13 protein-coding genes are annotated in these 13,764 nt (G+C 41.1%); 5 read left to right on the top strand and 8 right to left on the bottom strand.

Going from position 1 to position 13,764, the window contains the following annotated elements; translation table 11 throughout:
- Nucleotides 1-2: 2 nt before the first annotated feature.
- On the bottom strand, nt 3-1,211 hold the full coding sequence (locus AB1Z56_RS02830; RefSeq protein ID WP_426791019.1) for a CynX/NimT family MFS transporter: 1,209 nt from the start codon (nt 1,209-1,211) through the stop codon (nt 3-5).
- An 89-nt stretch (nt 1,212-1,300) separates the two neighbouring features.
- Here AB1Z56_RS02830 and AB1Z56_RS02825 point away from each other — a divergent pair, with 89 nt between their 5' ends.
- Nucleotides 1,301-2,095, top strand: a complete 795-nt coding sequence (locus tag AB1Z56_RS02825; protein ID WP_426791018.1) for a helix-turn-helix domain-containing protein — start codon at nt 1,301-1,303, stop codon at nt 2,093-2,095.
- A gap of 411 nt (nt 2,096-2,506) precedes the next feature.
- A complete protein-coding gene (locus tag AB1Z56_RS02820; protein WP_426791017.1) occupies nt 2,507-3,829 on the top strand; it encodes an NYN domain-containing protein in 1,323 nt (440 codons plus the stop codon).
- A gap of 110 nt (nt 3,830-3,939) precedes the next feature.
- Here the strand turns inward: AB1Z56_RS02820 and AB1Z56_RS02815 are convergent, their stop codons facing one another.
- A complete protein-coding gene (locus AB1Z56_RS02815) occupies nt 3,940-4,605 on the bottom strand; it encodes a DUF2625 domain-containing protein (protein ID WP_426791016.1) in 666 nt (221 codons plus the stop codon).
- Nucleotides 4,606-4,808: 203 nt separating this feature from the next.
- Here AB1Z56_RS02815 and AB1Z56_RS02810 point away from each other — a divergent pair, with 203 nt between their 5' ends.
- Nucleotides 4,809-5,339 carry a YfiT family bacillithiol transferase gene (locus AB1Z56_RS02810; RefSeq protein ID WP_309361750.1) on the top strand — a complete coding sequence of 177 codons (531 nt, stop codon included), beginning with the start codon at nt 4,809-4,811 and terminating at the stop codon, nt 5,337-5,339.
- 81 nt (nt 5,340-5,420) lie between these two features.
- On the opposite strand, the gene AB1Z56_RS02805 is transcribed toward AB1Z56_RS02810, so the two are convergent.
- Entirely contained in the window at nt 5,421-5,645 is a 225-nt protein-coding gene (locus AB1Z56_RS02805; protein WP_313265993.1) for a hypothetical protein, read from the bottom strand.
- Nucleotides 5,646-5,648: 3 nt separating this feature from the next.
- Entirely contained in the window at nt 5,649-8,207 is a 2,559-nt protein-coding gene (locus tag AB1Z56_RS02800) for an SEL1-like repeat protein (RefSeq protein ID WP_426791015.1), read from the bottom strand.
- A 177-nt stretch (nt 8,208-8,384) separates the two neighbouring features.
- Between AB1Z56_RS02800 and AB1Z56_RS02795 the strand changes: the two genes are divergently transcribed.
- Together AB1Z56_RS02795 and AB1Z56_RS02790 are read left to right on the top strand one after the other, a co-directional pair.
- A complete protein-coding gene (locus AB1Z56_RS02795; protein ID WP_426791014.1) occupies nt 8,385-8,942 on the top strand; it encodes a hypothetical protein in 558 nt (185 codons plus the stop codon).
- 50 nt (nt 8,943-8,992) lie between these two features.
- Nucleotides 8,993-9,553, top strand: a complete 561-nt coding sequence (locus AB1Z56_RS02790) for a hypothetical protein (protein WP_426791013.1) — start codon at nt 8,993-8,995, stop codon at nt 9,551-9,553.
- 151 nt (nt 9,554-9,704) lie between these two features.
- On the opposite strand, the gene AB1Z56_RS02785 is transcribed toward AB1Z56_RS02790, so the two are convergent.
- The 4 genes from AB1Z56_RS02785 to AB1Z56_RS02770 form a co-directional block, all read right to left on the bottom strand.
- The gene (locus tag AB1Z56_RS02785) at nt 9,705-10,409 is read right to left on the bottom strand and encodes an NUDIX hydrolase (protein WP_309361760.1); all 705 of its coding nucleotides are present in this window, start codon (nt 10,407-10,409) and stop codon (nt 9,705-9,707) included.
- Between the two features lie 3 nt (nt 10,410-10,412).
- On the bottom strand, nt 10,413-11,324 hold the full coding sequence (locus AB1Z56_RS02780) for a hypothetical protein (protein WP_426791012.1): 912 nt from the start codon (nt 11,322-11,324) through the stop codon (nt 10,413-10,415).
- A 168-nt stretch (nt 11,325-11,492) separates the two neighbouring features.
- Nucleotides 11,493-12,275 carry an NAD(+) synthase gene (gene nadE, locus AB1Z56_RS02775; RefSeq protein ID WP_426791011.1) on the bottom strand — a complete coding sequence of 261 codons (783 nt, stop codon included), beginning with the start codon at nt 12,273-12,275 and terminating at the stop codon, nt 11,493-11,495.
- Entirely contained in the window at nt 12,265-13,761 is a 1,497-nt protein-coding gene (locus tag AB1Z56_RS02770; protein ID WP_426791010.1) for a nicotinate phosphoribosyltransferase, read from the bottom strand. The genes nadE and AB1Z56_RS02770 overlap by 11 nt, the downstream gene beginning before the upstream one ends.
- Nucleotides 13,762-13,764 lie beyond the last annotated feature (3 nt).

Raw genomic sequence — 13,764 nt, 5'->3', positions numbered from 1 at the left:
CTTTAATCTTCCGCTACATACTTATCTTCCCCGGCCTTCCATCCCGCAAACAATAAAAGTAAGATACTTCCCCCTAAAAAATAGAACGAGTAATTCCAGGTAGTATCTATTTCGTGCAGCTTACCAAATACCGGCGGACCAAAAGCCGCAATCAGATAACCGACAGACTGGGCCATGCCCGATATTTTAATTGCATTCACCGTAGATCTGGCCCGCAGGGTAAAGAAAAGAATAGACAAACTGAAAGACAGTCCATTGGAAAGTCCCAACAATATAGCGGCAACATAAATTCCCTGAAGTTTGTAATGCCAAAATATAAAGATACTTCCAAGCATGCCTACCGCAACAGCAGTTGCCATAAGACGTTGATCCTTCATCCGATGTGCCAAAATAGGTCCAATAAACATAATGGGAATCATGGCAATTTGGATCAAAAACAGCAACCAGCCTGTATCCTCCGCTGGCATGCCATAATCCACCAATACTTTGGGCAACCAAGAAATCAAGCTGTAGTAAATTAAGGACTGAATACCCATAAATAGGCTGATATACCAGGCTAATCTTGACCTAAAGATATGCCCGATTCCACTTGTTGCTTGTCTATTTTCAGTGATACCCCGTGCTTTCTTTTGGCTTAAAGCATCAAAGAAAACAACAATAAGGGATAACAAGGCTAAAATCACCCAAACACCCAAAGAACCCTGCCACCCAAGACCAGTCCATTCACCCAATCGTAAACTAAAACCCGAAGCAAAAGCTGCTGTCAGGTTCATAGCTACTGCAAAAATGCCTGTCATCAGTCCAATTTGCTTTGGAAAATTGGTTTTTATGTAACCAGGTGTAACGACATTGCCCACACAGATCCCAAGTCCAATTAAAAAAGATCCCATAAACAGCGTTGGCATATTGCCCCAGACCCGAAGCACAATCCCTACACTCAATGCCATTAAACCGAGCAATAAAAAACGATGCATGCCCAGCATATGTGAATATCGACTTACGGCTACGGAACAGCTCGCAAACATAAAAAGGGGAATTGCCGTCAGTAGACTGCTTTGAAAACTATTTAATTGTAAATCTTCACTGATTTGCCCCAGTACAGGGCCAACGGCTGTAATTGGCGATCGCAGATTGGTTGAGACTAAAACAACAACCAATATGGATAACCAGGTCCAAGAAACAGCTGTAGATACTTTTATATTTTCTTTCATAATAAAATCGCGCTATACATTTAATGATTGCTTGCAAAGATATACCTAGAATTTTAATTAAATTTGCCATTAATTTAATTTAAAACGACATGGATCAGACAAATCATATGTTGACAATTGACCGCATCCAAAAATCAACCTTTGTCTGGTTTGAAGAAAACTGGATACACGACGACGAGTTACACAGTCATCGGAAAGGTCAGTTGATTTATGTCGAGCAAGGTTTCCAATACCTTACCGTCGCAGGAAAAATGTACCTACTCCCCCAAAATCACGTTGCTTGGATTCCCTCAAGTGCATTACATAAGACCAACTCCCACTCGGAACGCATCAAGCTTATGGTCCTATTTTTTGATACTCCACAATCTGACGGCTCACAAGACCATTTGTTTTTCAATCAGGTACAGATATTTTCTGCGCCAAAAGTATTACGGGAAATGATTTTGTATTGTGAAAAATGGTCGAAATTGATTGAAGAAAATCAACAGGAGAAAGTATTTCTAGGCGCATTGCTAAATGAGCTCCCCTATTTTGGCACACAATTACTCCAACTTGGGATCACCCTTCCTCAGGAAAATAGACTTCAAACCGTCTTGAACCATCTTCACGATCATTATACAGAGGCCATCACGATGGATGAGATCGCCATGTTGTCCAATCTTTCGCTCCGAACTATTGAGCGCCTTTTTAAAAAAGAAACCGGAATGACACTTGCAAAATATCAGCAGTTACTCCGCATTATCAAGAGTTTGGAACTTCTTAGCACAAAAGAATTCACCATCTCCCAAATCGCGTATAAAGTCGGTTATAAAAGCGTCCAAGCGTTTACCAATAGCTTTTATGCGGTGATGAAATATAGACCTTCGAGCTTTATGATGGACTAGTTTTGGCCCAGCTACAGGTAGTTTGTAGCTAAACAGCTACAAAATTCAGGATGTTTTTAAAAAACAGTAACGAATATTTGCACGGGTGTAATATTTACACTATCTTTGTATCATCATAATTTAGGTTTATAATTGGTTATTTAAGGTTTTCATTCTCCCCGTTTGAAAACCTTTTTTTATTTATTTTCACCGTCTCTCAAATCATTTAACCGCTTCGCAAACGTAATAATTCCCCTTTAGGCCCAAACAAAAGCAGCTGATCGTATGTTCCAAAAAAGTAGCGTTCAAATTAATTCTCAAAAAATTCAAGATATTCTTTAACAATACTGTATTTTTAACGAATATATTCGGATGAGAAAGGTCACGCGAATAGAAAAGAGTTCAAATATTGAAAAAATAATCTAAACATATATGGCAGAACATGGGGATTTGCAAATCGCAATACTAATCGATGCGGATAATGTATCTTATCGAAAGATCGAAGAGATTTTGAATGAAGTCAAAAGATACGGGATTCCAACCATCAAGCGCATCTACGGAGACTGGACCAACCCATATGTTGAAAAATGGAAGGATAAACTTCTTACCCACGCGATTACCCCCATACAACAATACAGTTATACCCAAGGCAAAAATTCTACTGACTCGGCATTAATTATTGACGCCATGGATATTCTGCATTCGGACAGAGTCGACGGATTTTGTATTGTATCGAGCGACAGTGACTTCACCCGCTTGGCCACCCGCCTCCGGGAATCAGGCAAGCTCGTAATCGGTATAGGTGAGAAAAAGACACCTAAACCTTTTATCGCCTCCTGTGACAAGTTCATCTATGTCGAAATTTTTGAAAAAAATCAAAAGAAAGAAACGGTCGCAAAGAAAAAGCAACAAAATCAACCCAAACCTGCTCCAGTTGACAATCCAACAAGTATTGCCGTATTAGACGAGGAGACTTTGGAACTTTTAAAGGATACTGTCGATGATACTGCAGATGAAAATGGCTGGGCGTTCTTAGGTGAGATCGGAAGTCTTTTCAATAAAAGGAAACCTGATTTTGATGCGCGAAATTACGGATACGACAAGATGTCTCATCTTTTCAAAGCTTACAAAGAAGATTTTGAAATTGAGGAACGAAACACCGACAAATCGCGCATAAAACACTACTACATCCGCAATATCATTAAACGGCCTTTAGCAATGGCCAGCCCGGCTACAGCAGCGGAAACCGAACACAAAAACCTTGCTACTCCTACTCCTTCCGCACCGCCTACAGAACCTACAGAAAAAACTGCAAGTCAAAACAATAGAAGGAAGGGCCGACAAGAGAAGAAACGTCAGGATAAAACAAGTTCTGAACCAATACAAAACGAGGCACCAAAAGTTCAGCAAATTCAGGAGCAAAAAACAGAAACGGCAACCCCTACAGCTGACACTCCGCCCACGAACATGTTGTTTCCTTCTGAAGGCAACAAGATCACTGCAGATGACGTAAAAAAATCTCAAATAAGGATTACGAAAGAATTTAAACCCCTATTCCCAACCAAATCCCAAAAATTAAGGATTATGATCAACGCTGGAAAATATGAATGTAATTTTACCTATCGCGGCAGAGGATTTCATATACTTAAATTAGGAAAAGAAGCGGCGACCAAACTTGGTCTTTCCGAGGGGATACAAATACAACTAGTCAAACTGAACGAGGTTAGCTTTAGCCTTCAAAATAAATCAGTTTAATATAATTCAGGGACATTACCCTTTGTATCATACGGTAATAGGACAATATATTATTGTCCTATTACCGTATCAAAGCATTACGTTGAAGGTTTGTCGTATTGAAATAACAATTAGCGCGCACCAGCAAATTCCATCGTAAAATGGTAGTTCTCATCGATTGCCATTGGCTTACGATCCACTTTACGAAAATCGCGTGCTTCTTCAGTCCATAGAAAAGGATAAAACGAAAAAACTTGATTACCATTCAACGATTTGACGTCTTCACTCCAGTCTTTCCATTTAAATGTTTCATAAAACTGTCTGATATCCCCTTTCAAAGCCCAAAAAACAAAGTCCGAATAGCCACATTCCAAACTTTCCCATTGCAAGGTATCTTGAGCAAAATAATAGACCTGTCCAATTGCATCTCCCAGAGCGCCGGCATTGATGGCAAAATAACCGCCCAAAACATCGTCAGCTATCAGCAAAAACCCTCCTTTCTCACCTTCCTTGTCAAAGCTCTTCCCCTTATTCCACTCCATAATTCCACGGTTCAGCTGCGGCGAACCAGAGCCTAAAATCCGCAACCAGCCGCCATCGATTAAAATACCACCAGTCTGATGAATAATGGCTCCCATGGGAGATTTTGTCGTAATTTGCGCCCTTAAAAGTTCCTCATCAGCCCGCTTAGGATTTTGAGGAAGCACTTCATATGAATTTGTCGCTTCCTTCAACCAGCCCTCAACCAGCTTCCATCCCGAATTACTTGTATCAATCAGTTCTTTTAGACTTTTCATTTCTTGTGCTTTTATATGCTAAGATCAATGATCCTCCACACAAACGGGAGGATCATTGATCTTAGCATTTTTGCCGAAATTAACACAATTCTTTATCGCATCCAAATTACAGCTTATACAAGAATGTATCGAAAAAAAATATTCATCGAAAACATGAACATAAAGATTAGGAACCTTGCATCTATTTTAAGTAATTTTAGGTTATGCAACATGAATTAGAAAAACTCAGATACCCCATAGGTCGTTTCGCGATACCCGATGTAATTGACAGCTCCCTGTTGAATGACTGGATCAAGACAATTGCAGATTTTCCGGCTCGGTTAAAATCCGAAGTCGGCGACCTTACGGACAGTGCGCTAGAGAAGCGCTACCGTCCTGACGGCTGGACGATACGTCAGGTCATTCACCATTGTGCCGACAGCCATATGAATAGCTTTGTCCGGTTCAAATTGGCCCTAACGGAAGAAGATCCAACCATCAAATTATATGAAGAAAAATTGTGGGCCGAACTTCCCGACGCTAAAATAATTCCCATAGAAAGTTCGGTAAAATTGCTCGAAGGCTTACATGAACGTTGGGTCATACTGCTAAAAGGCCTTTCAGCTGAACAACTTGAAAGGGGTTTTATTCACCCCGTTACCAAAAGACTAATTTCTTTAAAGGTCAATATAGGCTTGTATGCATGGCATTGCAACCACCACCTCATGCATATTGTCAATGCCAAGAACCATTGATGGAAATAACATATCGCAATGATCCTTTGACTGGCAGTCAAAGGATCATTGTGCTAAATTCACTTTAATGCCATGACTTTACTATAGTGACATCGCCCACAGAAAGGCCACCAATGCCGCAATCAGGAGCCCAATAAGGCCCGACAGCAAAAACGACAAAAAATAATACCCTGCGGTCCGTGTTTTCTTCTTTACGATATGAACAATACCCACCGTTAACGTATAAACTGCTCCAAATCCAAAAAAAACAATCATGATTAAGTCGATCAGAATGCCACTAAAATCTATATTTGCTGATGATAACATATTTTATTTTTTCTTTCTAAAAAGTTTACTAAAAAAGGAAGGACTTGCACCTGAATCTTCAGGCTGTTTATCCCATTGCAATAAATCCGGTTCGATATCCAGTTTATTGCTTTTTGCAAAATCAAGCCAATGGGCAAATTTTTCCTGATTTCTAAATGTAGGATCATTCTTGTAATAATCCAATAAGCGAGCTGTAGCACTTTCGTAAACGCCATAGTCATTGGCACGTTCAAAATAATGGATCGCCTTTTTGCTGTCCTTTTTAAATTTCAGTCCCTGATCATAGAGCAATCCATAATAAATAGCGGCAAATTGATTTGCGGTATCTCTTTTCAAGTAACGCAATAAGTTCGCGTAATCTTGTTTTTGATAATAGATTTCGGCCATTTGCGCATCATTGGGAATACCCGCTTTTTCAGCTTGCTTAAAGTAATCTAAAGCTAAGGGATAGTCCTGTCCCACGTAAGCTCCTTCATAATACCAATTCCCTAAGTTGCTCATGGCTTGCGGCTCTCCAAGCGCAACAGCTTGCTGATATCCTTTTAAGGCTTTCGAAATATCCAATTCAACACCATGCGCTGTCGCATATAAAAAAGCCCAGTTATTCCATGCTTGCGCATGGTTCTGCACCATTGCCTGTTCATAGAAGAATTTTCCCTTTGCGATATCCATCCCTTCGTAGCCTACATCTGTATATATATTTCCAAGGAAGTATTGACAGTCTGCACTACCGCGATCGGCTGCGATCGTGAGTAAACGAATGGCATCAGCGACCTTCCCTTCAGCATCCAGCTTCTTTCCTTTTTCGAGCAGTGTGTCATTATCGAAATACTGTTCATATCCATCACCTTTGCGCTTGGTCCAGGCTTGATAGAATTGTACAAAGTAGCTTTGATCGCGCCCCTGTAGCTGATAGCGTTCCGTATATAAATATCCAAATTCCGTTTCTGGAATCTCAACGATATTCCGTTGCATGTCGAGACGAAACAGCTTCTCTCCCTTAAAAAGCAATAGGAGTTCGCCTGAGATTGCCTCGAGCGCTGGATAATGAAAAGGCGAACAAATATAATCGTAAAGCTCACTGCAAAAGTTAAGCTTCGTATCGAAATAGCGCATTCCCTGTGGGCAGTGTAGGCGCATAAAATCCAAAAAACAATGTTCGATTTTCTGATGGTCGGTAGCAGGTTCAAGTAACCATTCCCCCCGATGCGCATCATAAATCCCCTGCCCCTGGGAGCAGCCTACAACAAAAATATCTTTATGTTGCTGCTGTATACTATCTATTCCTACTCTGTCTATCAGACTATCCATCAGTCGAAATACCCCCTGTTCAAGCGAATAAATCTGCCATCTTTTATTTTTGAGATACGCGATACTTCGGTAGCCATCCAACACAATAATCCGGTCTATTCCGTCATCCAAGATGTTACCATCGGGTTTAATGACAGCAATTTTTGGCTGTAGCTTATTGGGTTTAATCCAAAAATATCGATTGGCCAGCGGCTCCAGGCTGCCCTCCAAAAAAGTTCCAAAATACTGACCATCTATGAGGTAATATTTTCTTTTTATCGTTCCTTTTTGCCGGCTATAGAACAGCTTATTATAGTCATACATAAACGGCTCGGCTGCAGGATCTGAAATAATCACTCGTCCTTCAGTCGAAAGGAGAATGTGGCCATCCCCCTGTCTTGCGTTTAAAAAGCCATAGGCGATCCAGTCGAGTTCATCATAGATTGCAGGTATACTCAGCTGTTTGGTATCAATATGCAGTACCCCACGTTTTCCTGAAACTTCCACTTCTGCGTAATTGTTTCCGTTGATATGCCTGGCATCGTAAGCGTCTTTATATTGACAGGACACAAACTCGGAGCCGTTAGCATGAATATAGCCATACAGGCCATCACGTTCAACAACTGCAATACCCTGGTCATTGAATTCGAATATTTCATCATAAATCGCCGAAACAATAATTTCCCCCTTGGCATTCTTTAATCCCTGCTTTTCCCCTTCTTCAAAGACTTCCGCTCCTGCCCCTTTCAAAACCTCTTCTTCCCATAAGCCCAATCCATAGTCTATCCAATCGGTCTGAAGGGTCTCTAAAAATGAATCGTAACCAGATTCTTGCAAAAGTCCATTCAATGGATCTAAACGCTGTTCATCAACAGCCTGTTCGTACAAAGCGGCTTTCATTTTTATGTCCGCCACCCAATCTTTGGCTTGCTCCGTGTCCTTTTCCTCATTCATGGTAAAAACATCGCGTCCATCGATCTGAAAGGTATCAAAAGGTAGCGCTTCCAAAAATTCAAACATGCTGTTGACAGGCTCATAATAGCTCTTTTTATAATGCAATTGATACCGATCAGCCAATAGTGCATAAAAATAGCGCAGTCGTGCAATCCCGTCTTCCTTATTGGCATAAAGCTGAGAACCCTTGGAACGAACATGAGCAGAAAACAAGGGTAGCATTAGAATAGGAATTTCATAATTCCATTCCGCCAGGTAAGTGGGATATGTTTCTTTGGTCCTGAGATTTACATTATAAATATAAATACGATGTGCCATGCGCTAATTTTTCTGTTTGTTGTTGTTGTATGGTGTTGATTCATGCTATACGACAAGAATCATGCGAATGCTGTAAAAATACCGTATTTGTCGATTTTTTCGATTAGCGGAAAATAGGGATTTTTTTCTCAGCATATTTTAGGCAACTTTGGTTTGGATTTTGTAACAGAAAGAACAATGAATCATTTCAAATACAGTTACTATATCGGCGCATTGATACTTCTTTCATCGCAAATTGCCTGTCAGAAAAAATCAAAACAAGACAAAGTACAGGTAACCGCGACGAAAGCTATAGAAAAGCCTATCCAAGATACTGTCCTAAAAGAACGTATCTCGCCAAAAAGCTCCAAACTGGATAGTATTGACCACGCCAATGCGCAAAGTGTACTGGAATCTGACGAAGTCACCAAAGCTTACGTAAAATTGACTGCTAAAGACAGTATCATACACCTGCATTCCAATATACGTATAGATCACCGTTTCTTTGGCTATGAGCAGGCTGATATAGGCTCAAAAAAACTACTTTTATTTTCCATCTTTACCAACGATGTTGAAGACAACCCTTATCAACTTAAACTGGGTGCATATTACGATACCTCTGGTTTAGGTAGTAAGGGCTCAAAACTAAAATATGTGGGCACAAAGGGTGATTTTGTGCAAGCTAAATTCATCGATTCGACCGATATACCGGTATGCACGATCTATTTCGAAAAAAAATGGGTCGAGGCCGAATAAAAAAACAAGTATAACCAATTTCAAAAAAGTACAACTAACCTCAAACAACCATGAAGTTCACTATAAAAACTATTTTTCTACTCTGTATAGCATTGCTTTTTAGCTGCCAACAAAAGAATGAGGCTAAAAAAACAGCCATTGCAGTTAGTACCTCCACCAGTATAGACACTTTACAGAAAAAGGAGGCGATGAAATCCACATCCAATGATGACCTGGCTCTTTTTAATCAGCTTTATCCGATTGATATTCTTCAGCCAGAGAGCAAAAATAGTTTCAAGAAATATGGTATCGAATTTTCAGGAATATGTTATGCCTGCGATCTTGCAGAAATAAAAATAAATAAAAAACAGCTGCATTTGGTCAATGTTTGTGATTCCAATGAAATCTATCAAATTAAAGATTTTACTTATAATGTTCGTGATAGTAGTCTCACAATTAAGACCAAAAATAATGAGTTTTCCTTCAAGAAAATAGAGAAAGAGCCTATTTTCGAATTACAAATCAAGGGGGATTCGTTGTTGCTAAAGAATAAACGAATCGCAAAATACTACACCCAGAAATCTTTGATCGATCAATTTGAAGTACATGATTGTGGTGATTTTCAGGGTTAGCCTTAACGTGATGCGACCTAACAGACGCTCCCTCACAATAGCGTGTTGCAATAAATTGTCCCGAATCTTGGCATAAGATCTTAAAAGAAACCGACAGAAATAAAAGCAGGCAGTAGCTAATTTCAATACCGCCTGCTCCGCTCGTTAAAACTTATACTTCAAAATAAAATCCTGATTCAGTAAGGGCCTTATATTTCACCTTGTCAAAACTATAGATCTTTGCAGCCCTGGCATGACGATCTTTTTGCTTATCGCTGTGGTCGATTAATAAACCCATGCTGAGGATTTTTTTTCGAAAGTTTCCCCGATCAATTGACCGCTGCCAAACAGTCTCATACAAATTGTGCAAATCGGGCAAAGTAAACTGTTCAGGCAAGAGCTCAAAACCGATCGGCTGATAACGTATCTTCCCCTTCAGTCTTTCGATGGCGGTGTTCAAGATCTGTTTATGGTCAAAAGCGAGATCTTTGTTTTCATCAATGCCAAACCACTTTACAGCTTCAATATCCACCCCAGCCTCCAAGATATACGTTTCAGGCTTGACAAGCGCATAATAAGCAATGCTGATCACTCTTCCGCGCGGATCACGTGCTAGATCTGAAAACGTATAAAGTTGTTCAAGGAAAATATTCTTAAGACCGGCCTCCTCCCGCAGCTTACGAAGCGCACAGTCGTCAGCTGTTTCTTCTTCCTGGATAAAACCGCCAGGAAACGCCCATTTCCCCAAGAAAGGTTCTATTGCCCGTTTGGTCAATAATACCTTGAGCTGGTTTTTATCAAAACCAAAGATCACACAGTCCACCGTGACAGCAGGCCTTGGGTAATCATAGGTGTATTTTTTTTCAGAGGCTGTCATCTGCTACAGAGTTACTTCGGTTGACAATTTAATTTGGATTCCATACTTCTCCTTTAAAGCCTCAAACTGCTGCAAAGTCTGTACTTCAAATCCAGCGATTGGCGACATGCAGTCTATCAATAAAGTAATACGGGAGGTAATTGCTCGGTCTTGTTCAAAATATTCCAAAATCTGCACGGCCGATGCTAAAACACAATGACTGGAAGCTTCACCGGCGATGTATATCGCATCGTAATCACGAATTGCATCGAGCACAGCATGGTTTACGAATTTATTATCGTCATATTCCGCTTTGATAATACCGTACATTTCCGTATTTGGATCTTGCCCCTTATAAACCAATATCGGTTTGACTTGGCGCGCTGCACTGTGAAAATAAACCATATTGGTAAATTGACTTTCGAGCTGCGCACCCGAGGTTCCCTCCAGGCAATGGTATGGCCAGATACACAATTGTTTTTTCCCTTCCGATTCCAGATGCTGGAGATAATCCAGCGCTAAGGCTATATGACCATTGGCAGCACGCCAGATACCGTCGCGGACATCAGCGTAGCGAATGATGGTAAAAGGGGCCGGATGATTTCCTTCCGTATCCAGCCACCAGTCGGCATGAAAAACCTGCATCATCGAATGACAATCAAGACTGCACATCACTTGTGTCAGGGAGCCTAAATTACGGTACATCCACTGCGTTAGACGCTGAACATCTCCTTTGGAACCATTGACAGCAAGGCTACCGATGGATTCCATAAAATCATTCTGGACATCGATCGCCAATAGCAATGTCCGTTTTTTATCCAAGACTGCCGGCTGTATGTTTTCTTCCTGCGCCAATGTCAACATGTTTGGAATATTATCCTTTTTGCCCGTAGCAATATATTGAACATCGACAATCTGATCAAATTGTGTTTTCATACTATTCAGTTTCTTAACATCCATATTTATTTCAACGCAGCATTTATGATGCAGAACGATGAAGCCCTTAAATTTTTTCTTCCAGAAAATTCATCTTCCTTAAAGCACTGTTTTCGTTCCTTGTTGCCTGCCACAGAGTGCTTGGGTAGACTTCCCTAACTATTTAAATTAACCTTTGAACGTAGGTACCGCTGCAAACTTGTGTGCAGACTGTTGTACACGTTTACGAATAAGTTCATCTATAACCGGGTTGCCCGATGTACCTTTTAAAATAAATCCATCGATTTGCGCATAAGTCATTCCCAGTTCATCTTCATCTGTCTGCCCTTCCCAAAGACCAGCAGACGGACTTTTATACTGAATGGATTCGGGTACACCCAAATATTTAGCCAGGGTATACACTTCCTGTTTGGTAACCATTGCCAACGGATTCAGGTCATAGGCGCCGTCGCCCCATTTCGTAAAATAACCTACCGTAGCTTCGGCCATATTCCCCGTACCAATCACAAATCTACTTCCCAGTTGCGCAAATTGATACAAATACGTCATACGAACACGTGGACGAATGTTTGCAAGGCTCAAGGCGCGGTTAGCGGCGGTAGCTGCGGCGACAAACTGTTCTTGATGAATTGCCAACGCATCCACAGCAGACTGAATGTCAAACACATGAAATGGAAAATCAAACTTCTGAATAAGCTCCATCGCATGCTGATGGCTTTTACTATTATCCATATCGCTGCCATAGGGCATCATGACCAAGTGCACATCTACTTGCGCTAACCGACATAAGCAGGCCACAACACTGCAGTCGATACCACCGCTCATTCCCAATACAAGTCCTTTACGGCCGGCCGATTTCACTTGCTGAGCAATCCAGGATGCCATCAATTGTGCATACTGTGCTACGTTTTCATCCTGGATGAAAAACGGTTTGTTTACGCTATTTTCCATATACTCGAATTGTTTCAGTTTTTAATCGATTTCTGATTTCTTCAAAGCTGCATGTACGACTGAATTCACCATTCAAATAACACTCTCGCAGCAAGTTTCTATTTTCCAGTTCAGCTACAGTTTGTGGATTTAGATTGTCTACTAAACGAAATTCATCATTTTCGAATACAACAGCCACCATACCTTTTTGTGACTTCTTAAAGTTTCCAGTATCGGTAGCCGGACGTTTCTGAATTGCTTTAAATTCTCCATTGACAATTTCGGCAGTCCCTTTTAATGCAAAGCCAAAGGTGTCACGTGTGACATACTGATAGGTATACGAACCTATTCCCAATATGGTATTCGTAGAAGCAAAACCCTTATCTAGCAAACCTTGACAGATCTTATCCGCTCGATCGACTGTAATGGAATCACCGTACACTACGCCAATATGGGGATCCAGCTCCTTAAAGCCTTTGTTGTTAGTTGTACCTCCAAAAAGTTCAAACAAACGTTCGACGATACCTTTCTGCACAGTACTGCGATCAGATGCCGCATCGCCACAGATAATCTTCACGGGATCTCCACTATCGGGACGAATAACAACCTTCCCCTCCCTAGCCATAATAAGATCTTTCAATTGTGGCAATACATTGTCAACTACATTCCAGAGGTCATAGGTATCCGATACGATGGAGATATTACCACTTGGATACACCGTTGTAATTAAATGTCGAAATGCTTCCACCTCATCTTCTCCGTACGAACACATCACGCTGTGCTCCGTAGACGGGGTATACATCATCACATCACTTTTTGCTTGATAGTAGGATTTCAGATACTCCCGAACAGACAATGTAGCGGAGACACCGAAGCTCAACAGATGCCCCCCAGCTGTACGATAAGCGGTTTCAGGGGAGCCCATGCCACGCATAGAAAAATCACCTGCTTGGGTAAAGACTTTATTGACGTCTCCCGTTTTCTCGGCGAAACCCGTCAATAATCTTTTATAACGATCTGCGATTGTCGCAGCTGTCATCGGAGACCAGATGTAAGCCGATAATTGTGTTTCCAGATAACCCGGAAGCCAGAAAAAATCGGGATGTGTATTTTCAATCGTAAACATCGGTACGCCAATAGGCACCAAGCTCCCTTCCTGCAACGCATTTACCTTGATTGGAAGATACCCCAGCCGATGTAAGTCGCGAATATGTTTAGATTCATGCATCGCCGCAAACTTTGCATTTGTATTTTCAAAAACAGCTGCTATCGCCTCTTCGTAAGCCGCCACAACCTCTTCTTCCGGTTGAGCAAAAAAGTTCTCATCAAATGAATTGGTGATTTCGGCCAGCGCGCCCTGCAGTCCAAAGAAAACAACATGACTGATGCCTTCCAGGCGAGACATGCGTGGAGTCCAAGTCTCATAAACCCATTCCGTATGTGCTGGATATTGATCCTTATGGCACAATTTATAACCATCCGTCCAAAGTATTGGATTCTTGTTCATTGA

Origin of the sequence: Sphingobacterium sp. WOUb80 (assembly GCF_050058145.1) — a bacterium.
Lineage (GTDB): Bacteria > Bacteroidota > Bacteroidia > Sphingobacteriales > Sphingobacteriaceae > Sphingobacterium.
Note: the sequence above shows the minus strand (reverse complement) of the source record. Positions and strands in the feature narration are given on the sequence as shown.

Bases quoted from the DNA above. Each gene is read 5' to 3' on its own strand.
- AB1Z56_RS02830 (WP_426791019.1), bottom strand. From the start codon at position 1,211: ATGAAAGAAAATATAAAAGTATCTACAGCTGTTTCTTGGACCTGGTTA.
- AB1Z56_RS02825 (WP_426791018.1), top strand. From the start codon at position 1,301: ATGGATCAGACAAATCATATGTTGACAATTGACCGCATCCAAAAATCA.
- AB1Z56_RS02820 (WP_426791017.1), top strand. From the start codon at position 2,507: ATGGCAGAACATGGGGATTTGCAAATCGCAATACTAATCGATGCGGAT.
- AB1Z56_RS02815 (WP_426791016.1), bottom strand. From the start codon at position 4,605: ATGAAAAGTCTAAAAGAACTGATTGATACAAGTAATTCGGGATGGAAG.
- AB1Z56_RS02810 (WP_309361750.1), top strand. From the start codon at position 4,809: ATGCAACATGAATTAGAAAAACTCAGATACCCCATAGGTCGTTTCGCG.
- AB1Z56_RS02805 (WP_313265993.1), bottom strand. From the start codon at position 5,645: ATGTTATCATCAGCAAATATAGATTTTAGTGGCATTCTGATCGACTTA.
- AB1Z56_RS02800 (WP_426791015.1), bottom strand. From the start codon at position 8,207: ATGGCACATCGTATTTATATTTATAATGTAAATCTCAGGACCAAAGAA.
- AB1Z56_RS02795 (WP_426791014.1), top strand. From the start codon at position 8,385: ATGAATCATTTCAAATACAGTTACTATATCGGCGCATTGATACTTCTT.
- AB1Z56_RS02790 (WP_426791013.1), top strand. From the start codon at position 8,993: ATGAAGTTCACTATAAAAACTATTTTTCTACTCTGTATAGCATTGCTT.
- AB1Z56_RS02785 (WP_309361760.1), bottom strand. From the start codon at position 10,409: ATGACAGCCTCTGAAAAAAAATACACCTATGATTACCCAAGGCCTGCT.
- AB1Z56_RS02780 (WP_426791012.1), bottom strand. From the start codon at position 11,324: ATGAAAACACAATTTGATCAGATTGTCGATGTTCAATATATTGCTACG.
- nadE (WP_426791011.1), bottom strand. From the start codon at position 12,275: ATGGAAAATAGCGTAAACAAACCGTTTTTCATCCAGGATGAAAACGTA.
- AB1Z56_RS02770 (WP_426791010.1), bottom strand. From the start codon at position 13,761: ATGAACAAGAATCCAATACTTTGGACGGATGGTTATAAATTGTGCCAT.